Source organism: Microcoleus sp. T3_A4, from assembly GCF_036700465.1.
Taxonomy (GTDB): Bacteria; Cyanobacteriota; Cyanobacteriia; order Cyanobacteriales; family Microcoleaceae; genus Microcoleus.
Genome location: NZ_JAUBOY010000053.1, coordinates 19,992 through 40,354 on the forward strand (window position 1 = coordinate 19,992; position 20,363 = coordinate 40,354).

Here is a 20,363-nt window from a genome sequence, read left to right on the forward strand (position 1 = left end):
CTGAGATGACTAGCACTTACTTAATCTCAGTGCATCCCAGATGGGCTTCTAGTTTCTTTCTCAACCGCAATCCCAAAACAATCGAACTCCGAAAAGGCAGCTTTGGAGCATCTCTGAAACCGGGCGATCGTATTGTGATTTACGCCACCTTGCCGACTGCTAAACTGCTAGGAATTGTCCGGGTTTTGAAGCGTGAATTATTGTCGATTGATCGGCTCTGGGAGCAATCCCAACATGGCAAACTGGCAAGGGTATCAGAAGCGCAATTCAATGCTTACTATGCGAGTCAAGAGTCCGGTGTTGGTGTTTGGGTTGGCGCTGTCCAACTCTTGCCCAGTCCGATCGCACTTTTTCGACTTCGCCAGAACTGGGGCGATCGCTGGCAGCCACCGCAGCAGATTCAACAATTAACCGACGATCAGATGGCAGCACTGAACATCGCACACGCTCACATCGCTCACTAAACTAACCGAGCGCTACTGTGTTAGAGGCGATTTGACAGAAACAAACGAACTAGCGACGGGAGAGAGAATGACAAATCACGAATTTCATTTTGAATTTATCAACGGCCAACATCATTATCAAAGTGGTGGAAAAAAAGAAGATTTGCAATCTCCCGCTTCTCGTGCCGGCTATGAAGCGGAAAGATTTCAGCACGAGAAAAAAACAAAAAAGTGCGAATCGAATTAGCCGATCGCCAAAACTCCTGAAGCCGTTTATAGTGTTGGTAATTGGGGCAAAGACTCATTGCCAATTACCAATTGCAAATTACCCATCGTGTAAAAAAAGCCCTCTGACATTTCCGCCGGGGGCTTTTTTTTGGGGCGATCGGGCGATCGACCTTCTAATCTTCTGTTGCTTCCAGAATCTCCCTAAGCTTCGACATAGTATTTTTGGGTAGCTTGGTGTCTTTTGGCAGGAGCGTCCTAAAGAAGTTCATGACTTCCCCAGCTTTATCGGATAAGTCGATCGCTGGTGCTGAATTCTGTTCGACTTCATCCAATCGTTTTTGCAGGTCGGAAAGTTGGGCCTCGACTTGCTGGCGATCGGCGCGTTCTGTGTCAAGTTGCGATCGTAATTCTGCTAGCTGCTGTTCGGCGGCTGTGAGTTGCAGGTTGGTGGTGTCTAATTCCTGGCTAGCAATTGCTAGTTGCTCTTGAGCTTGTTTTAATTCTTCTTGAGTTTGTTTGAGTTCTTCTTGAGTTTGTTGAAGCTGCTGCCTGAGCGATTCCTCTTCGTTGCGATCGCTCAGGCGGCCAACTCCCCCAACTCGGCCCTCAGTTGCGCGATCGCGCTTGCCTGCGATGCCTTGATATTTGCTATCTCTGACAGCAGAGGCTGTGTCTTACGCTCAATGATTTCGGCAATACGCTCATCTAAGTTGTCTGACAGATGCTGTCTTACTTTTGCAGGTTCGCGTAAGATAACAGAGCCATCAGATAACGCCCCGATATTTAATCGCAAAACTTCCATCAAAATTTTAGAGCGATCACACCCATGCGGAGTTTTTGCAGGATAGCGTTCTCTCCCTAGTTTGTCGATTGCTTCAAGTAAATCCGCATCGCAGCGGAAGGTGACGGATTTCTTTTCTGTCATACATTTCCCTCGTGTTTTATGATGTCTTACTTAAGAATAAGACCTCACTTGACTTTTGGTAAGACGTATAAGTACAAATAGTCTTACCTTTGTTTGAAATTTGTCTTATTGATGTTGTACAATAATGTCTTACTACGTCTGGAAGAATGTCAGACTAACTGTGATAACGTAAGAGATTATTGTAAGACGAAACCATACGGCACATATTACAGCGAACCTAAAAAAATGAATAACCTCGATACCAGCCTGATAGAAACCGCGCTGTTAGCTAACAAATGACTCAGGCTAGACTGTAAGACGTATAAATACAAGTCTTACCTTTGTTTGAAATTTGTCTTATTGATGTTGTACAATAATGTCTTACTACGTCTGGAAAAATGTCAGACTAACTGTGATAACGTAAGAAATTATTGTAAGACAAAGCACTAGGCTTACCAAGAAACTAATGCTGTCGATCGTCCAGGTCAAACGTATAAAATCGGATATCCCAGCCTGCAACGAAGATCGAAACGAACTAGAAATTGCTGGTTCGCTCACTCTGGTGAGCGGTGGCTTCGTAACTCCCCTAGTCGTGAAGCTTGGCTGGCGACGGATTCCGAGTAGTTAGCGGTCACGGACAATATCACGCCGCAGGGAAAGGCCCGGCGGTAAAACCCACGGGCCGGCGAGACGATACCCGCGATCGTGCTTGAATCCGAAAATCAAGCGACAGCCTCAGCCATGCTTAAGATGTTGAAGTTCGCGGCATAAACCAGATCGCGCCCCATCCCTATAACTGGATGGGGTTTTTAAAATTTTTGAGAAGAGTGATAATTAAAAGGATTAAGCCCATGAACAACAGCAACGACGACCTTGAATCCCTGATCCGCTCTGCTAGCCCGGATGGCCACAGAAGCGAATTGATTCCTGTCACCATTACTCCTGAGATGGCCAAAGGATACCTCTGTTTTGGAGTCGAACAGGAACGGGAGATTGACCAGGCTGTGACTGAAGATTATGCCCAGACGATGCTAGATGGCGAGTGGAAAGCTGGCTCGGTACTGATTTTCTCTGAAAATTACAAAATTATTGATGGCTATTACCGATTAGCAGCAGTTGCCCAGTCAGGAGTGCCCGTGGAATTTTATCTTGTCAGGGGAGTGCCTCTCAATCTCTAATCCCAGTTGCCCCATCCACACAAAAATGGATGGGGCCCCTTTTTACCCTGTAGCCATCGTAAATCTTCGTTATCAATAACAAAAAATCATGAAAGCAGAACTGTCGATTGCCAGCCTGGAAGCTTCCCTCGATGCCAAAATTGAAAGATATTTCGATACTCTAGATACCGACCCAGACGTGCTCAAACAATTACTCGCCGACAAGCGCTCCGAAAATACTCGCCGCGCCTACGAGAGGGACGTGAATGACTTTTTAGTAACTATGACGGGGATGCCCGCCTTGCCTGATAACGTTTTGGAGTTTTTGCACCTTGAGGAACGGCAAGCAGTTTCGGTGGTTTTGAAGTACAAAGCTAAGCTGATCGACAAGGGACTCAAGGAAGCGACTGTTAATCGGCGGCTGGCGGCTGTTAAATCGTTGGTGGAAATGGGTCGCAAGCTCGGCGTGTGTCATTACAGTTTGGAGGATATCAAGGGGGAGAAAATTGTCGGCTACCGAGATACGACGGGCGTTGATACTAAGACTTTTGAGCGGATTTTGCAGCAGTGCGATCTGGCAACGAAAGCTGGGAAGCGGGACTATGCTTTGTTGCGCTTGCTGTGGGGTAATGCTTTGCGACGAAACGAAATCAGTCAGTTGAGTGTTTGTGACTTTGACCCGATCGGTAAGACTTTGCGGATTCTTGGCAAGGGACGCGGTACGCAAGCTGAGACGATAGATTTGGGTTCTGCGACAGTGCAGGCGATCGCCGATTGGTTGGAGGAAAGGGGAAGTTGCGCGCCCGATAGCCCGCTTTTTATAGCACTTGACTCCGCTCACAGCGGACACAGACTTAGCGGCGACGGTATCTGCAAGATGGTTGTCCGTTATAGCGAAAAGGCTGGTATCAAAAAACAGATGTCCCCCCACCGCATCAGACACAGCGCTATCACAGCGGCGCTGGACGCAACAGATGGGGATGTGCGGAAAGTTCAGAAACTCAGCAGGCACAGGAATTTGAATACCTTGATGGTGTACGACGATAATCGCAGCCGCGACCAAGGGGCCGTTACCGACTTACTGGATGGGATGTTTTGAGCCAAGGAAAATCCCCCAACTTTCAGACAGTTGAGGGATTTTGGTTGTGGCAATTGTCGGCAAGTGTGATCGCATTTGCCGACCGCGAACAGAATACCAACCGCTCTTGTCGGCCAAATAATTTTAGGTTTTAAATTCAGATTTTAGATTTTGACAGTGCAGTTGCTGTGCAAACCGCGCAAAAACAGGAATCAACAGGAATCAACAGGAATCAAAGTGTGTCAAGTTTCAATCCCTGATAGGGCTTTAGGTTTTGGGTGACAGTTTGCAGTAACGCAGTAAGTAATGAAGGAGTTTCAATCCCTGATAGGGTTTTAAGTTTTTGTGGCTTAACGCCATAGAAATTATCTCAGCACATCTCCGGGATGAACCGGGGTATAGATTTTTAATTCCTTTTTGGGGTTTACTCTTCAATCATCTCCAAAATCGCTTCGATGTCTGCGAGCGAGGCGGTTGATTTCTTGTGCTTGGCTTTCAGTCTGTTTAGTAGGTCAGCAGCCTCTGGTAGCTCAATTTCAGGGGGTGGGGTATGGTACAGTTCAATCCTCATGTCACTCACTAAATTCTGTAAGCGCCTATTCTCAGCCTTTAACCATGCCACTTCCTCGGCTCCAATCATTGTGTCATGCGATTGAGATTGTTTATTTTCTACTTCGGAACCACCACATCTATTTGCTGTGTCACGCGGTTCGATTTTTTTGTCCAGTTGTCGGGCATAATCTAGAGTAGCGTTAGCCAGGGCGATCGGAACTCGAATGGTGCGAGTTGGGCCACTCTGCCAAGCAGCTTTAAAACGGGAATCTTTGATTGAGTCTTCATGTCCTTTAGGGTTTGGCATAACAAGCAAATCCCGTGTGTCAAGCGTTTCATTTACTATAACAGTAACGTTAAATCGTGTCAAGCGCGTGACACACGGCTTTTTATTGTTGCCAAGAACTAGGAGGGTGGCGGCTATTTTTCCGACGGTCTTCTAATTTTTTTTCGCTTCGACAAAGACTTAACAGCCCGTCGGAAAAATCCCGCTGGGGGTTTAGGCGGGAAAACCACACTTTCAAGGTTCCTGGGAAAGAAGATTAGTTACTTCTTCGGCTGCTGATAAAGCTTGTTCCCGCATAGCTTGTAGCATTGGATCAGTTTCAATTCTAGGTTCCCATAAAGCTATTACCATCGCATAAAAAGCATCATTTGGTAAATTAACGTTTTTCTGGCGGATGTTCTTGACTTCATGCCTTATAAAATGCCGAACTGCGTCAGAGAAAAAATGACCTCTAATATGAAATCTCGGTTTCACTGTGCCTACTTCTGTAGCCATTTCATTAAACTCTTGCCTAGGTAGGTTAAGGTCTTGAATAAAACACTCTATTTTATTGGTATCGAAATCCGGATTATCTTCCTCGATTAGGAAGCGCTTACAACTATGTCCAACACATTTCTTTTGAAGATTATTTTTCTCAATTGTTAAATCAGCTACCATTAAAGAATGCGTAGCTTGGTCAAAGTGGCTTAACCAGTAATTTACTTTAAGGATTTCATATTCTGTATCGTAAGATAAATTTCTAATCGCAGATACTATGACAAAAGGACACAATATCAAATTCTCAATACTATGAGACTTAGTTTCTATAATTCTTGAATGTTGATGTAGGGAATTTAGTAGAAAGCTATAATCACTATCGATTGCTACAGCAAAGTGAAGTTCATCCGATAGAACTTCATTGGATAGAAGTTGATCTATATAAGGCTGAACTTGCGGTCGCCCGCCCGGTCGCTTAAACCTCCTTTTGTATCCATTTATTTCAGCAGGAAAGAATTTGCTCCAGAATACCTCGTCGTCTTGACCCTCGACTATTACAAGGTAAAACCCACGATAGAATAAAGAGGTATTTCTAATACCCGACGAGGTTCTAGTTAACATTGGTTACAATGACTTTTTGCATATCAATTACATTCTCACTAAAGTCAGCCACTATGTCAGGAGAATGGGTAGCGACTATCAATTGAGCATTTTTATTCAAATCCCTGAGAGTCTTCAAAAGCTTCTCTTGCCAAATAACATGAAGCGATAATTCTGGTTCATCTGCAATAAAGATTAGACTTTTTTCTTCCTGTAAAATAACTTCCATAAATTGAATAACTAATTGTTTCTCTCCAGAAGAAAGACTAGACCAAGGAAAACTCTCATCATTCACACCTTCCAAAGAAAAAGACAATACACTTTCCTTATTATCATACTGAAATTTTTTGTTGGTCATAAAACTCTGGAGTGTATCAAAAAATTTTTGGCGAGGTTCTAAAATCTTCCTTTTATCTTCCTCTGACTTATTAGATGCATCAATTACTTTATTAGTTCGATATATTAATGGAAGAGCAAAAACCTTATCAACAGGAATAGGAGTTTTATCATTCAATGCTTTATTCAATTCTTGGAAAGCCTCTCTCAATTTATTAATATGTTTGGTGATTTCCTCATTTTTCTCTGTAACTCCCAGTTCTGTAAAAGCCTTAGATAGCTTGTCTTTTTGCTTGTCAAGATCCATTTTTGAGACTTCATCTAATTTTTGAGTATTGAATTCATCAAATTCTTCCTTATAAAGTAATGAGCCTAAAGCTTCTTGCTGAAATAATGTAGATCGCTCGTTCAGTTGAGTTTCAAGCTTCAGTTGATATCTAGAAAAACGTTCAAATAGTTGTTCTAGACGTTCATCAACAGCAGTAAGTCTTTGGCGAGTATCTGCTTCAAAACTTTCGCTAGATACCTGACGATTAACTGAGATTTGAGAAATCTCTACTAAACCTGAAATTTCCTGTTTTAATTTTGAATATTGACGGCGAGCTGTAGGTGAGAGGAAGCGAATATAAATTTCTCTCTCACTTATGGGTCTTTTAAAGCGAGCATCTGGACTTAAAGGAACACTATAAGTATTAGTATCTACATGGTATGTATAAACATTAAAGGGGGAGGAAGAAGAGTCTCCTTGAGTATTAATTACAGTAATTTTTTTGCTAGACTCTTCATAGGGATCTACTAAATTTATAGTTATTTCTTCAAACTGAAGAGAGTTAAGCTGGAATAGATCAACCGTTAAAACTGCTGAAATTAAATTAATAAATGTCGTTTTTCCTGTACCATTTAATCCAATAAAAATTGTAACATCTGTGAAAAATGACGCAGTAGCTGTTGTACGCCCCCAAAAACCCTTCACTTCGACATTTTTAATAAACATAAATTAATAATGGTAATTACCTAACGTAAACTATTGCTAAATCAATATAATCCAACAGCTTTATGAGGAATAACTGCCATAAGGCAGGCTCTGCAAGCTGCTTTTCACCCATAATCCAAGCAAGCTAACTATGTATTCAACGTCAGATCTGCTAAATAACACGTTTATCTTTCAGTATTATCCGTCAGATCTGCTGGATAATAACCTAATTTTAAGATAAAAGCTAGAGAGTAAGGGAGTGTAAGACATAATATAAAATACGTAAGAAAATACGTAGGACAACTTAAGCTAAGGCACAGCAATATTAGCTCTAACCATTAGAGCTAATACCGTACAACGTAAATGCGGTAAGGGATTAAGCGATTTTAGTATCAATTTTTAGTATCTCAAACAGTCTTATAAATACCTAACACGTCACACCCGAAGGCTAAATCAGGATAGGAGCATATTTTGACCAGAGACTGGAACCGCTAAGTTCATTGAAAATATGAAGCGCATGACACACGGCTTCAGGTGTCCTTGCGGATGGCAGTGCGGCTATTTTTCCGACGGTCTTCTAAATGTTTTTCACTTCGGCAAAGACTTAACAGCCCGTCAAAAAGTCCCACTAGAGGTTTAAGCGAGGATAACCCCAATTTTCCCATTCACTCCAAAACCTTGTTCTAGGCGGGCATAACCTAATTTCCCAACCCAGGGCTTACAACCACTACAGCTCGGTCAGGATACAACAATTTCCCAATTTGTAACTACCTGTAAGTTACCTAATCTTATCTGTAACCGTTGGTTTCCATTCGTACCGTTTCCATAAATGGAGAAAATTGAGACAAACGGTTTCCATAAATGACTGGCACCCCCCTATCTAACCATTTCTATAAACGGATGTCTAATACTAAGCATGGTAGGCGTTGCTGGAAAAATCGGGAGGGAATGAATAGTTATCGTCTCTCATGCCAAGTTGCCTTTTTTAGCCCTATATGCTTCTACAAGCAAAACTATATTTGAGGCAGTAAGGTGCAACACGTATGCAGCTAAATATTCAGGCACCTCTATAGGTTGCGCTCCTTGACCATGACCAGATGTTTTATTGCGAACAGTGGGGACACCAGCTTCAAGAACAGAGCGTAAGCCTGATAGATGGCTTTGAAGATACTCTGGGACAAGCTTGTTTTCAAGCACGAGTTTAATAAGGTCTTTAGCAGTAGGATTCTTGGGAGCATTAGGATTCTTGGGGTAAGACCATTCACACTCCTCACAAATTATTTTCATAGCACTCTCAAAAGCCTTCAGTGCATCAACGATTGCCTCTTTGTGTTCCTTATTTCTATAATGTGCGTGAGCACTTCGGAATTCTTGCTCAGCTCCTTTAAAATGCTCACTAGAGAGTAAGCTAAGCGCGGGGACAACAACCTCAGCGTGGATGAAACCTGAATCAACACGAATGATCTGACCGTTATTGTACTGATAGCCTATTGCATGCTCACGAAAGCGACGATTTAACTCGCTAATAGCCTTCTCAGGAAGCTGAGACGTCTCTAGCTGACCTGAGTATTGAGGATTTTGCAATAATTCGGGAATAACTGTATCTATGAAGCGAAATGTAAATTCAATTAGATCGAGAAGATGCTCAACAGAAGTATCTGGATTAAGTAAAAAAAACTTACATTGCTCAAAGGGATGTTGGGACTCTCTTCCAAGATTAAACAAACCTAATTCCCTAGCCAACGAGTCATGAATTGAGCGCCACAAACGACCTGCTAATGGCTCGTAACCAAAGTATTGTTCTGCACGATAAGAACCAATAGCAGTAGACCAAATATGTACTACTTGGCGTCGAAATTCGAGTGGCAAATTTGTATACTGATATACCTCTGATTGGTTGCCACGCTCAGCAAGCTTTTTGCGCCTTGAATATAAATCGTTGGTATCCATTTTTATATGTATTTGACAGTATCCTGAATTAGTATGCACCAAGCGCGATCACACCCACGTCTCACTCATCTCTAAAGATCATAACTTGCTCCCTTCTTGGCTAACCATCGCTTACTATTGCACCAATCACTTACAATTCGCCCCACGGTATCCCTTGATCTTCTCATGCAACCGCCTATAAATCACATCTAATCAAATCGGTACTACAAACTTATCCTCAACCCAAACTGCTGCGGAAAATCGAAATTAGGGCGTTAAGTGAATCTTATTTCCCCGCCTAGGATTTGGAATCGTTACAGAGCCATTAGGATAATCACAATTTCTGGCAGTTCGGGATTTTTCTCTTGGCAATGCCATGCAATCTCATCATGGGAAGTTCGCGGAAGTAGTAGCGCAAAGTGTCGGCTAGCTTAATTTTTCTACACTAACTGTCTCTATTTCAAACTCAGTGAAAACCTTTGCCTGCTCTAACACTAACTCGATCGCAAGAGCTTGTATATCGGGCGGATAGCCATATTGCCTCAATAGACGTTTGACCATCACCTTCATTCTAGCTCGGACGCTTTCTTTGAGATTCCAGTCGATAGAAGCGTTTTTGCGTACCCGTGCTACCAGGACGATCGCCAATTCTCGCAGTTGGTCTTGTCCCATCACGTCCCGCGCACTCTGGTTTTGAGCTAGCGCATCATAAAAGGCAAGTTCATAGGGTTCTAACCCTAACTCTTCACCTCGTTGTTTAGCGGCTTGGACATCCTTAGAGAGATTAATCAGTTCTTGGATTACATCCGTGACGCTAATTACTTGGTTTTGGTAGCGTCGCAAGGAGTCTTCAAGCATTTCAGTAAGCCGGCGACTCTGGACAATGTTGGTACGGCGTTGGGCTTTGATTTCATCGCGCAACAGTTTTTTGAGCAATTCCACTGCCAGATTTTGATGTTCCATGCCTTCGACTTCTTCTAGAAATTCGTCGGAGATGATGGAGAGGTCAGGGCTTTTGATACCTGCTTCGTCGAAGATGTTGATGACGGTATTGGAGACAAGGGCTTGATCCACCACTTGCCGGATAGCAGTTTCGATTTCGGCATTGCTGAGGCTACCGTCAGTTGGTTCTAGTTTGCGGAGACTGGCTTGGATGGCTTGAAAGAAGGAGATTTTTTCAGACTGGTCGATCGCCTCTGGATGGTGCGCGGTGAGAGCATAGATTTTGGAGAGTGCGGTCACGGCATCGAGGAAACGGTCTTTAATTTGCGGGTCTGCGACATAGTTCGCCGCAGATTTGAGAATGTTGAGTTTGTCCCCGGTGTTGGCGTTGGAGTAAGGCTGATAGTTGAACCCTGCCATGATGTCTTCAACGACTTCGAGCTTGGCGAACATTAGCCCGATCGCCACCTGTTGATCGAGGGTGAGGTCGCCTTTGCCGCCGCTTTGGGAGTAAACTTTCAGGGCTTCTCTGAGTTCATTTGCCACACCCAAATAATCGACAATCAAGCCGCCTTGCTTCTCAAAGTAAACACGGTTGATGCGGGCGATCGCCTGCATCAGGTTGTGCCCCTTCATCGGCTTGTCCATATACATCGTGTGAAGGATGGGAGCATCGAACCCAGTGAGCCACATATCGCAGACGATGACGAGTTCGAGATCGTTGGTGGAGTCTTTGAGCCGTTGTGCTAAGACTTGGCGATTTTTCTTGTTGGTGTGGTGTTTTACGAGGTTGCCCTTATCAGAGGCGCTGGCAGTCATGACGACTTTGATTTTGCCGCTGTTGAGGTCATCGCTGTGCCAGTCAGGGCGGATTTTGATAATGGCATCGTAAAGATTGGCAGCTACCTGACGGCTGAGGGTGACGATCATGCCTTTGCCGCGATTGGCAGTTTGGCGGATTTCAAAGTGGGCAATGATATCGTCGGCGATGGTAGTTAGGCGTTGGGTTGAACCAACGATCGCCTCGATTCTGGTCTGTTTGGCTTTAGCTTGCTGGGTAGTGCTGAGCTCTTCAAAGCTGAGGTCTTCGTCGAGTTCGTTGAGCAGTTCTCGCCCTCGCTCATCGAGGTCTACTTTGACCAAGCGGCTTTCGTAATAGATAGGGACGGTGGCGTTATCTTTGACGGCTTGGGCTATGTCGTAGATGTCGATGTAGTCGCCAAAGATTTCGGGGGTGTTTTTGTCGGTCTGTTCAATGGGAGTGCCGGTGAAGCCGACGAAGGTGGCGTTGGGTAGGGCATCGCGGATGTATTTGGCGAAGCCGTAGCGGGTCTGTTTGCCGACGATGTTGCCTTCCTCGTCTTTGATGTTGACCTGTTTGGCTTTGAACCCGTATTGGCTGCGGTGCGCTTCATCGGCTAGGACAACGATGTTGGTGCGATCGCTAATTTGGGGATAAATCGTTTCGTCGTTTTGGGGGGAGAATTTCTGCACAGTGGTAAAGATAATGCCACCAGAATTAACGTTGAGCAGTTCTCGTACTGCCTCGCGATCACCCGCTTGTTGGGGAGATTGACGCAGCAATTGTCGGCACCCAGCGAAGGTGTCGAAGAGTTGGTCGTCAAGGTCGTTGCGGTCAGTGAGGATAACTACGGTGGGGTTAGCCAGCATCAGAACGAGTTTGCCACTGAGGAACACCATTGAGAGAGATTTGCCACTGCCCTGGGTGTGCCACAGAACCCCACCGCGATGGTTGCTTTTAGTTGCTGAAATGATGCTCTCGACGGCTAGGTTGACGGCGTAATACTGGTGATAGGCAGCCAGCTTTTTGATGGTTTGCAAGGTAACGACTTCGGTTCTAGGGTCTACGGTCTTGATTTTTTCAAAGACAGTGAAGTGGCGGATCAGGTCGAGCAGGGTGCTTTTGTTGAGCATTCCCTGAGTCAGGATTTCCAGTTCGTTGGTGTTGGGGTTGTTGTCAATGTCGCCGTTGGGGAGTTTACGTTTCCATTGGCTAAAACGGCTATAGGAAGCAGAGAGAGAGCCTGCACGGGCGGAGGTGCCATCAGAAATTACCAGCAGCGCATTATAGGTGAAGAGGCTGGGGATTTCGCGCTTGTATGTCTGTAATTGGTTAAAGGCGGCTTGCAGGTGGGTTTTGGCATTGGCGGCGTTTTTGAGTTCAATCACCACTAGGGGCAGCCCGTTGATAAAAAGAATGATGTCGGGACGGCGATCGTGGTTGTCTTCGATGACGGTGAACTGATTCACCGCTAGAAATTCGTTATTTTCGGGGTTGTCCCAGTCAATCAGCCAAAGCTTTTCCCCTTTGGTTTCGCCGTCGCGTTGATATTCAACGTTGATACCCTCAGTGAGGTAGCCGTGGAAGGTTTCGTTGTTGTCGATCAGGTCGGGACTGGCGATGTTTTGCAGTTCCCGCTGTGCTTGGTGGCGACTGTCAGAAGGAATATGGGGGTTGATTCGCGCTAGGGCTTGGGTCAGACGGTCTTTGAGCAGGACATCACCGAAGCTCTGGCGTTCTGGTTCGGCTCCTTCGGGTTCAAGGATTTTGCCGTATTTGTAGCCATAGCCGAGGGTATCGAGCAGTTCGAGGTTGTAGGTTTCGATCTGGGCTTCGGTGGTGAATTTGCTCATAAGGCCGAGGAAGGGGTTGGGTTTATTCGGTGATACATACGGAGTTTGCCGCTTATGAGTTGGGGTAGAAGCACATCGCGGGTTTTAGTTAAGGTATGGATTTGTTGTGTGTTGACTCTAAGCTTTAAAAAAAGAGGATTAATGATGTGAGAAAAATCTGAAGCCACCTTTTTTGCGGGAACCAGAAAGTCAATGTCTTTTATACTTTTTGAGTTGACCGCTGTTGCAATAGACGATGTGCTGCCTAATTTATTAAAATTAAATTGAGACAGAAACAGATAAATATATTCTGACGTTGGGGAATCGGAGGATACTTTCACATGAGCAATTGCCTCATTGGACAGCATTGAATCTGTCGTGATAGCAACACGTCCTACAGTAAGCTTAAAACTCACAATAACTGTATTTTCAGGAATTATAGGTATTCCAAACTTACTAATGGCTTCTTTGGTTAAATACTCAGAAGTTTCTAGAATATAAGTTCCACAAGAACCCATATCTCTGATTGAAACCCATTTGACATTTTTACTGTCTCTTGAAAACCATTCCGACTCTTGTCGTGGTGGAGTTCTGCCAATAGAAATGTCAAACTCCTTCCCTAATTTACCAACGCGCCAATCGGCAGGAATTTCGCCTAACTCCGATCGCACCATCTCCCCACCAGATGACTTGTAGGGCTTCCCATCTTCATTGGAAAACTCGAAATCGACGAACCAATGTTTAAATAGGGTTTGCGCGAGCGCCTCTAGCGTTTCGTTCTGTTTGCGGAGGTTTTCGATTTTGCGATCAAGATTCGCTAGTGTGTCTCCTATTTGACATTGAACTTCCAGAGGTGGCAGATCTGGTAAGTCTAGCTCTCTGATGTCACACATATTTAAATGTGTGACAGTAGAGCCTGCTGCTCTGATTTGCATCTCATGTTGAACTCCCCGAGACTGCATAAGATACAGCAAATAATGCGGATAAACTTTATCTGGATTTGGTCTAATCAAAACCGTTCTTTGACCTAAACAAGCCCTCTGCCCCTTCGGAATAATTCCTATTTCTCCGACAGGTGCTTCTCTAGCAAGTATCAAGTCGTGAGGTTGCGGTTCTAGTCTTTCTGTCCAAGCTTTATAGGTTTCTTCAGATACCTTGTTTGCGCCTCTGAAATCAATTACACCGCCCTTAATATCAGTTGTCCTAATAGAAGGAATGCCACTATCTTGGATTGGAGCTGTTTTGTGTTCACAATCAATAATATTTAAGCAAATTTGGTCTAATACCGTCATAACTCAAACCCCACCTTGGCCAATTGGGTCTTAATCTCTGCATCCAACGCTGCCGATTCCTGCATCTGCGCTGCCAATTCTGCCGTCAATGCTGACATTGTTTCATCAAAGGAAATGTCAGATTCCACCTCATCAGGAATCCCCACATACCGTCCCGGCGTTAAGACAAAATTGTGCTTCTCAATCTCCCCCAACGTTGCCGACTTGCAGAATCCCTTAATGTCCTGGTAGTTGCCGCCGTCCCGCTTCCATTCCTGATAAGTTCCCGCAATCTTCTGAATGTCGTTATCATCAAACGCCCGATTGCGCCGATTGAGCATATAGCCTAACTCTGAGGCATCAATAAACAATACCTCCCCCTTGCGATCGCGGTTTTTGTTGCCGTTCTTAGATCTACTTAAAAACCACAGACACGCTGGAATCCCCGTGTTGTAAAACAACTGCGTTGGCATCATCACAATGCAGTCCACCAAATCCGCCTTCACTAATTCCTTGCGAATCTCCCCCTCACCGCTTGTATTCGACGACAGCGACCCATTGGACAAAACAAACCCCGCCGCCCCTGTTGGAGCTAGGTGATAAAGGAAATGTTGCACCCAGGCAAAGTTGGCACTACCTACAGGTGGCGTTCCATACTGCCAGCGCCCATCTTTGCGAAGTGGATGACCCCCATCGTTTTTCTCGTCTATCCGGCCAACCCAGTCACTATCGTTAAATGGTGGGTTGGCGATGACAAAATCCGCCTTTAAATCTGGGTGAGCATCCTTAAGAAACGAACCCTCTGTATTCCAGCGAATATTCGAGCCATCAATTCCCCGAATTGCTAGGTTCATTCGACACAGTTTGTAGGTCGTTTCGTTGCTCTCTTGCCCATAGATTGAAATATCATCCAGTCGCCCCTGGTGCGCCTTTACAAATTTCTCACTCTGGACAAACATCCCTCCCGATCCACAGCAAGGGTCAAACACACGCCCCTTGTAAGGTTCCAGCATCTCTACTAACACCCGCACTACACTTTCTGGTGTATAGAATTGTCCCCCCTTCTTCCCTTCTGCCAGAGCAAACTGCCCCAAGAAATACTCATACACCTGCCCCAGCAAATCCGCTTGTCGGGAAGGAGCTACCCTTGGCTCCAGCTCCAAAATTAACTGCCCGTCCGATTCCGCCTTTACCGTCGCCAAATTGACGCTGCCGATATTGTCAATCAATCCCCCCAAAGCGATCGGGTCAAGCTTCTGTTGACCATAGACCTTCGGCAAAATCCCCTTGAGGAGTTTGGGATTTTCCCGCTCGATCGCCTCCATAGCCTCATCTACAATCTGCCCGATCGTCGGCTGCTTCGCCTGTGCCTGCAACGCCGACCACCGCGCCTCAGCAGGTACGAAAAACACATTCTCGGCTTTGTACTCATCCGGATCTTCTGGGTCAGCCCCTGCGTAGTCTCCCTCGCCTGCAATCAACTTCTCGTGTAACTGCTCAAAGGAATCGGAAATGTATTTAAGGAAAACCAATCCCAAGACAATGTGCTTATACTCTGCCGCGTCAATATTCTTTCGTAGCTTGTCAGCCGCCTTCCATAGCTTCTGCTCTAGGCTTTCCTTATTCTGGGCGTTGGTTGTCTTGTCTTTGGGCATAGCAGTCTTCAGGAGTCCAAAGTCTATTTTACCTGACCTGGTGACTTCCCGTCAGAAGCTTAATAAAATCAAGGACATAGCCCTCAAAAACGGTGAAGAATGGGATGTTATTACGCCTAATTTTCATCAAATGAGAAAAGACTTAAGGTAAAGTAGATAAGCTGGAAAACATATTGTAATAAAATTTAAGCTTTCAATCTCTACTATCCATGCTCTTATTAAGAGCTAAAGGCAACCTAGCAAAGAGTTAAAGACTAAATCCCTGAAAATTTACTAATTGTTGGCAATTGGGATTTGTTAATGTTATGCTCTTTTACATCAATCCCAACCTTTAGAAATATAGCGCTCGCTATTTTCCTAAAAGTTTGAACTGATGTATCCAACCAGCCCTCATACATTTCTAAAATTCTGACCGTCGTCTTGGCAGATTTTTCTTTGCGACTCACTACCAAGCAACGACTTTCCGATTAATACAAACGATACTGCCCTTAATCAGGAGTTTCCCCAGGAACTCCTTTTTTTTTGATCGTTTTTAGACCAGAGTGAAATGAGAGCTCGTTCCCACACCTAATAAGCAAGAAGACTTTTATATGGCAAAAAAAGGATACAAGAGTCAAAAAAATCAGCCAGAAATATATGCAGAAATCAAACAACCAGTTTCTCTGGCTTTAACCTCGACGGCTAAAGACATACTCCGCAGTTTTGCCATCACTCAGGAAATATCTCAATCTGAATTCGTTGAACGCCTTCTGAGAGAAACAAAAAGTGCTAGTGACAGACTGAGCTCTTGTGTTTATTCTCAAAAAAATACAAATTAAAACTAACGATTTTAGTGGTATTTGTGCAGGAGTTAGTTGGAAGAGTCCGCTGCAGGCAGACTCTCCCACCCTTACTTCCTTGTTTGATTATCATTATTATCCCATTATATTTATGCACAAAGAGGTATTGACAAAATCTACTGTTTTCTAAAACATATTGTGAGAGTACAACGAGTTTCATTACTTGGGCATTTCTCAGTTGTCAAAACTTCTGGCTGAGTTAGACTTGAATCAAAAATTTATAGGTAAATGAGATGGATATCGTAGCACTGATGGCTTTCCTCAACCCTTGTCTGCCTTTTTTACTCAAACTCGGCGAGAAATCAGCCGAGAGTGCTGCTGGTAAAGTTGGTGAGGATATCTGGGATAAAGCTAAGAAGATTTGGGAGAAGTTGCAACTACCAGTAGAAGCTAAGGAAGATGCAAAAATTGCGGCGCAACAGTTGGCAGCCAAGCCAGAAAGTGAGCCTCGCAAAGCGGTATTTCAGGAAGAATTGGAGACGTTGCTCAAAGAAAATCCTAGTGTAGCAGCAGCGATCGCACAAATCCTCAAAGAAGACTCAAACCGCACTTCGGGAAGTGGAATTATTCAAAATGTGGCAGGTAGCCAGAATCAGACGATTGGGACGGTTTCTGGAGGGAACGTAGTTGGCCCAATGTCCGGGGGACAAGTTTTTTACGATTTTAAGGGAAATATTGCTTCTGGTGCACCAGTTCATCAAGGTGAAGCTTCTGAAACACCGCCACCCGCTATACCTGCAACGAATACTCAACAAAAGGTTAAAACCATTCTGATTTTAGCTGCCAATCCCAAAGGGACATCACAGCTACGATTGAGTGAAGAAGTGCGAGAAATTCAATCGGGACTAAAGCGCACTCATCGCCAAGATGCTTTTGCAATCCAACAACAATGGGCTGTTCGTTCTAGAGATGTCTATCAAACATTACTTGATTACAAACCGCAGATTGTGCATTTTTCTGGACATGGTAGCGGTGCAGAAGGGTTAGTGTTAGAAAATGATGCAGGTCAGGCGCAGCTTATTAGTACCGAGGCATTATTTAACCTATTTGAATTGTTTGGTCAACAAATTGAATGTGTTGTTCTGAATGCTTGTTACTCGGAAGTCCAAGCCAAAGCGATCGCCAAACATATCCCTTATGTAATTGGGATGAATAAAGCAGTTGGCGATAAAGCCGCGATCGAGTTTGCCATTGGGTTTTACGAAGCGATCGCCTCTGGACGCTCAGTAGAGTTTGCCTATAAGCTGGGATGTACTGCAATTCAAATGGCAGGCATCCCCGAACATCTGACCCCAGTAATTGAACGAAAACTTGTCTAAATCTTTCAATCCAAAATTTAAAATCTAAAATTAATGGGCTGTTGCTCAAAGTGCATCTACCAAGCCATTTGAGAACTTATGTTGTAGTTTGAGAGCTTATGTCCCAGCCCCAAGATTCCGAGATTTCTAATTCGCCAAACCCCAATCTTCAAATTCAGCAAGACACTACAGGCGATCGCAACCAGTCGATCGGTCAGGTGTTAGGTGGCATAGTAGTAAATGTTAATGGCGGTCAAGCGATCTTTGGCGCAACTTCGAGTGAGGCAGAGAGGTCGGAAGAGAAAAAGACTCAATCTGCTATTGGTGCCAATCCTTACAGAGGATTGCTGGCATTTCAAGAAACCGATGGAGACGACTTTTTTGGGCGAGAAAAACAGATTGCTGACCTGTGGGAAAAGCTTCGCAGTTTGTATGAATCTACTGATGCGGTTCGCTTACTGCCGATTTATGGGCCTTCTGGTTCGGGAAAATCCTCATTGGCAAGGGCGGGACTCATTCCAGAACTGTCACGCAGACCGATACCTGGGTACGATAAAGCCAGAGTTGCCGTATTGGTACCGGGAACCAAACCCTTAGAAGTCAGAGTTGCCGTATTGGTGCCGGGAACCAAACCCTTAGAAGCCTTAGCAACAGTATTGGCGCGTATTGTCACTGACGATGAGACTCCGGTTGCCAAAAGTCGGGAGTTTGAGGGAGAACTCAAGCACAGTAACGAAAGCGGTGAATTTGATGGGTTGCGGCGAATTGCCAATGTCTTCCCCGATATCGCCATCTCTCCACTGATTGTGCTGGTGGATCAGTTTGAAGAAGTTTATACCCTTTGTGAAAATCAAAGTGAGAGAGATACTTTTGTTGGTAATTTGCTTTGTGCTGCCAAAGCTCAATCGAAGCAAGTAATAGTAATTGTCACGTTCCGCAGTGACTTTTTAGGGGAAACTCAGAAACATTCCCTACTGAATCGTCTGTTTACTGAACAAGGTTATCTCGCACCTGCAATGAACGAAGCAGAGTTGCGGCAGGCGATTGGTAAACCCGCAGAATTGGCGGGACATCCTTTGGATGAAGCTACTATCAATCTATTAGTTAATGATACAGAAGGACGGGAAGGAGCTTTACCCCTGCTTCAGTTTGCCCTGACTCGGATTTGGGAAGGATTGGCAGAAGGGAAACCACCTGCACAGACACTCAAAGAAATTGGCGGCGTGGGGGGCGCGTTGGCAGGAGAAGCGCAGCGCATTTATGACAAATTAAGTGTGGAGGAACAGGAAATTGCCCGACGAATATTTTTGGGATTGGTGCAATTGGGAGAGGGAACCAAAGACACCCGCCGTCGCGCTTTGTTGAATAGTTTGGTGTCGTACCAAAATCAGCCGGAACAGTTAAAACGGGTGGTTAATTTGTTTTCTGCGCCGGGAGTGCGGCTGATTACGCTCTCGGCAACGGGCAGCGACGAAACCGCAGAAGTGACCCATGAAGCTTTATTTGAGCATTGGCGAAAGTTTCAGGAATGGCTTGATGGCAGCCGGGATGATATTCGGTTTCAAAGACGGTTAGATGAGAATGCACGCTATTGGGATGAAAAAGGTCGCCCAGAGGGGAATTTGTGGCGACCGCCTGACTTGGATTTGTTGAAGAACTATCAGCAGCGATGTAGCAAGGACATGACTCCTTTGCAGATGGAGTTTTTTACAGCATCGAGGGATGCGGAGGAAAGCCGAAAAGAGAAAGAGCAAGAGCAGCAAGTATTTCAAGAGCAGGCTATTAAATTTCAGCAGCGGGCTATCAAATTCCAGAAACGGGCAATTTGGGGCTTGAGCATTGTTTCTGTTGGTGCAATCAGTTTTGCTGGTTTCGCCTTTTACCAACTGCAACAGGCACAACGCCAGCGAGTAGAACAGCTAGCAGCGACAGCAGGCTTGTCCCTTTCTACCCAAGCCGTTGAGGCCACAGTTAATGCCCTAGCTGCTGTTGGGTTGAGTCAATCTCCCTTAGTTCAGTTTCCTAATCACTCGGTTTCTCCTTCAGTCTATGGGGCAGTCTTAGACTCGGTTCGTTTACTCCAGGAGCGAAATCGATTGCAACATCAGAGTGGGGTCAATTCAGTGGCATTCAGTCCGGATGGCACCCAAATTGTCTCCAGCAGTGAGGACAAGACTTTGCGGCTGTGGGATGCCAAAACTTTAAAGCCTATTGGCAAGCCTTTGCTGGGGCATCAGGGTTGGGTTTTGTCAGTGGCATTCAGTCCGGATGGCACCCAAATTGTCTCCAGCAGTTCTGACAAGACGTTGCGGCTGTGGGATGCCAAAACCTTAAAGCCGATTGGCCAGCCTTTGCTGGGGCATCAGAGTGAGGTCTATTCAGTCGCCTTCAGTCCGGAGGGCACCCAAATTGTCTCCGGCAGTGATGACAAGACGTTGCGGCTGTGGGATGCCAAAACCTTAAAGCCGATTGGCAAGCCTTTGCTGGGGCATCAGGGTTGGGTCAGTTCAGTGGCCTTTAGTCCCGATGGCACCCAGATTGTCTCTGGCAGTAATGACAAGACGTTGCGGCTGTGGGATGCCAAAACCTTAAAGCCTATTGGCAAGCCTTTGCTGGGGCATCAGAGTTCGGTCAGTTCAGTCGCCTTTAGTCCCGATGGCACCCAAATTGTCTCTGGCAGTAGGGACAAGACGTTGCGGCTGTGGGATGCCAAAACCTTAAAGCCTATTGGCAAGCCTTTGCTGGGGCATCAGAGTTCGGT

General features: G+C 45.1%; 17 protein-coding genes. 9 read left to right on the forward strand and 8 right to left on the reverse strand.

Features of this window, described 5'->3' with window-relative positions; translation table 11 throughout:
* Positions 1–5: 5 nt before the first annotated feature.
* The 3 genes from QUA07_RS24735 to QUA07_RS24745 all read left to right on the forward strand — a co-directional run bounded on the left by QUA07_RS24735 (position 6) and on the right by QUA07_RS24745 (position 1,160).
* On the forward strand, positions 6–464 hold the full coding sequence (locus QUA07_RS24735; RefSeq protein ID WP_333330432.1) for a hypothetical protein: 459 nt from the start codon (positions 6–8) through the stop codon (positions 462–464).
* A 67-nt stretch (positions 465–531) separates the two neighbouring features.
* Positions 532–690: a hypothetical protein gene (locus tag QUA07_RS24740; protein ID WP_333330435.1), complete on the forward strand. Its 159-nt coding sequence runs from the start codon at positions 532–534 to the stop codon at positions 688–690.
* Between the two features lie 248 nt (positions 691–938).
* On the forward strand, positions 939–1,160 hold the full coding sequence (locus tag QUA07_RS24745) for a hypothetical protein (RefSeq protein WP_333330438.1): 222 nt from the start codon (positions 939–941) through the stop codon (positions 1,158–1,160).
* An 88-nt stretch (positions 1,161–1,248) separates the two neighbouring features.
* Here QUA07_RS24745 and QUA07_RS24750 read toward each other — a convergent pair whose 3' ends face one another.
* On the reverse strand, positions 1,249–1,596 hold the full coding sequence (locus tag QUA07_RS24750; RefSeq protein WP_333330440.1) for a hypothetical protein: 348 nt from the start codon (positions 1,594–1,596) through the stop codon (positions 1,249–1,251).
* 445 nt (positions 1,597–2,041) lie between these two features.
* Here QUA07_RS24750 and QUA07_RS24755 point away from each other — a divergent pair, with 445 nt between their 5' ends.
* From QUA07_RS24755 to QUA07_RS24765, 3 genes are all read left to right on the forward strand, one after another.
* Positions 2,042–2,203 carry a hypothetical protein gene (locus QUA07_RS24755; RefSeq protein WP_333330443.1) on the forward strand — a complete coding sequence of 54 codons (162 nt, stop codon included), beginning with the start codon at positions 2,042–2,044 and terminating at the stop codon, positions 2,201–2,203.
* Positions 2,204–2,426: 223 nt separating this feature from the next.
* On the forward strand, positions 2,427–2,753 hold the full coding sequence (locus QUA07_RS24760; RefSeq protein WP_333330446.1) for a hypothetical protein: 327 nt from the start codon (positions 2,427–2,429) through the stop codon (positions 2,751–2,753).
* A gap of 88 nt (positions 2,754–2,841) precedes the next feature.
* On the forward strand, positions 2,842–3,831 hold the full coding sequence (locus tag QUA07_RS24765; RefSeq protein WP_333330449.1) for a tyrosine-type recombinase/integrase: 990 nt from the start codon (positions 2,842–2,844) through the stop codon (positions 3,829–3,831).
* Between the two features lie 403 nt (positions 3,832–4,234).
* On the opposite strand, the gene QUA07_RS24770 is transcribed toward QUA07_RS24765, so the two are convergent.
* From QUA07_RS24770 to QUA07_RS24800, 7 genes are all read right to left on the reverse strand, one after another.
* The gene (locus QUA07_RS24770; RefSeq protein WP_333330451.1) at positions 4,235–4,669 is read right to left on the reverse strand and encodes a hypothetical protein; all 435 of its coding nucleotides are present in this window, start codon (positions 4,667–4,669) and stop codon (positions 4,235–4,237) included.
* A gap of 213 nt (positions 4,670–4,882) precedes the next feature.
* The gene (locus QUA07_RS24775; protein ID WP_333330454.1) at positions 4,883–5,746 is read right to left on the reverse strand and encodes a DUF4435 domain-containing protein; all 864 of its coding nucleotides are present in this window, start codon (positions 5,744–5,746) and stop codon (positions 4,883–4,885) included.
* Positions 5,736–7,055 (reverse strand): AAA family ATPase, encoded by a 1,320-nt coding sequence (locus tag QUA07_RS24780; RefSeq protein WP_333330456.1) that lies wholly within the window; start codon positions 7,053–7,055, stop codon positions 5,736–5,738. The genes QUA07_RS24775 and QUA07_RS24780 overlap by 11 nt, the downstream gene beginning before the upstream one ends.
* A 945-nt stretch (positions 7,056–8,000) precedes the next feature.
* Positions 8,001–8,984 carry an STM4504/CBY_0614 family protein gene (locus QUA07_RS24785; RefSeq protein WP_333330459.1) on the reverse strand — a complete coding sequence of 328 codons (984 nt, stop codon included), beginning with the start codon at positions 8,982–8,984 and terminating at the stop codon, positions 8,001–8,003.
* Positions 8,985–9,389: 405 nt separating this feature from the next.
* The gene (locus QUA07_RS24790; protein WP_333330462.1) at positions 9,390–12,560 is read right to left on the reverse strand and encodes a type I restriction endonuclease subunit R; all 3,171 of its coding nucleotides are present in this window, start codon (positions 12,558–12,560) and stop codon (positions 9,390–9,392) included.
* Positions 12,557–13,831 (reverse strand): restriction endonuclease subunit S, encoded by a 1,275-nt coding sequence (locus QUA07_RS24795; RefSeq protein WP_333330465.1) that lies wholly within the window; start codon positions 13,829–13,831, stop codon positions 12,557–12,559. Before QUA07_RS24795 ends, QUA07_RS24790 begins: the two co-directional genes overlap by 4 nt.
* A complete protein-coding gene (locus QUA07_RS24800) occupies positions 13,828–15,465 on the reverse strand; it encodes a class I SAM-dependent DNA methyltransferase (RefSeq protein ID WP_333330466.1) in 1,638 nt (545 codons plus the stop codon). Before QUA07_RS24800 ends, QUA07_RS24795 begins: the two co-directional genes overlap by 4 nt.
* A 590-nt stretch (positions 15,466–16,055) precedes the next feature.
* On the opposite strand from QUA07_RS24800, the gene QUA07_RS24805 reads away from it, so the two are divergent.
* From QUA07_RS24805 to QUA07_RS24815, 3 genes are all read left to right on the forward strand, one after another.
* Positions 16,056–16,283, forward strand: coding sequence for a hypothetical protein (locus QUA07_RS24805; protein ID WP_333330469.1), 228 nt, complete (start codon positions 16,056–16,058; stop codon positions 16,281–16,283).
* Positions 16,284–16,537: 254 nt separating this feature from the next.
* Positions 16,538–17,623, forward strand: coding sequence for a CHAT domain-containing protein (locus QUA07_RS24810; RefSeq protein ID WP_333330472.1), 1,086 nt, complete (start codon positions 16,538–16,540; stop codon positions 17,621–17,623).
* A gap of 98 nt (positions 17,624–17,721) precedes the next feature.
* On the forward strand, positions 17,722–20,363 hold a 2,642-nt coding region (locus QUA07_RS24815; RefSeq protein ID WP_333330475.1), incomplete at its 3' end, for a WD40 repeat domain-containing protein.

Excerpts from the sequence above, each read along its gene's own strand:
- QUA07_RS24735 (WP_333330432.1), top strand. The coding sequence starts at position 6 with ATGACTAGCACTTACTTAATCTCAGTGCATCCCAGATGGGCTTCTAGT.
- QUA07_RS24740 (WP_333330435.1), top strand. The coding sequence starts at position 532 with ATGACAAATCACGAATTTCATTTTGAATTTATCAACGGCCAACATCAT.
- QUA07_RS24745 (WP_333330438.1), top strand. The coding sequence starts at position 939 with ATGACTTCCCCAGCTTTATCGGATAAGTCGATCGCTGGTGCTGAATTC.
- QUA07_RS24750 (WP_333330440.1), bottom strand. The coding sequence starts at position 1,596 with ATGACAGAAAAGAAATCCGTCACCTTCCGCTGCGATGCGGATTTACTT.
- QUA07_RS24755 (WP_333330443.1), top strand. The coding sequence starts at position 2,042 with ATGCTGTCGATCGTCCAGGTCAAACGTATAAAATCGGATATCCCAGCC.
- QUA07_RS24760 (WP_333330446.1), top strand. The coding sequence starts at position 2,427 with ATGAACAACAGCAACGACGACCTTGAATCCCTGATCCGCTCTGCTAGC.
- QUA07_RS24765 (WP_333330449.1), top strand. The coding sequence starts at position 2,842 with ATGAAAGCAGAACTGTCGATTGCCAGCCTGGAAGCTTCCCTCGATGCC.
- QUA07_RS24770 (WP_333330451.1), bottom strand. The coding sequence starts at position 4,669 with ATGCCAAACCCTAAAGGACATGAAGACTCAATCAAAGATTCCCGTTTT.
- QUA07_RS24775 (WP_333330454.1), bottom strand. The coding sequence starts at position 5,746 with ATGTTAACTAGAACCTCGTCGGGTATTAGAAATACCTCTTTATTCTAT.
- QUA07_RS24780 (WP_333330456.1), bottom strand. The coding sequence starts at position 7,055 with ATGTTTATTAAAAATGTCGAAGTGAAGGGTTTTTGGGGGCGTACAACA.
- QUA07_RS24785 (WP_333330459.1), bottom strand. The coding sequence starts at position 8,984 with ATGGATACCAACGATTTATATTCAAGGCGCAAAAAGCTTGCTGAGCGT.
- QUA07_RS24790 (WP_333330462.1), bottom strand. The coding sequence starts at position 12,560 with ATGAGCAAATTCACCACCGAAGCCCAGATCGAAACCTACAACCTCGAA.
- QUA07_RS24795 (WP_333330465.1), bottom strand. The coding sequence starts at position 13,831 with ATGACGGTATTAGACCAAATTTGCTTAAATATTATTGATTGTGAACAC.
- QUA07_RS24800 (WP_333330466.1), bottom strand. The coding sequence starts at position 15,465 with ATGCCCAAAGACAAGACAACCAACGCCCAGAATAAGGAAAGCCTAGAG.
- QUA07_RS24805 (WP_333330469.1), top strand. The coding sequence starts at position 16,056 with ATGGCAAAAAAAGGATACAAGAGTCAAAAAAATCAGCCAGAAATATAT.
- QUA07_RS24810 (WP_333330472.1), top strand. The coding sequence starts at position 16,538 with ATGGATATCGTAGCACTGATGGCTTTCCTCAACCCTTGTCTGCCTTTT.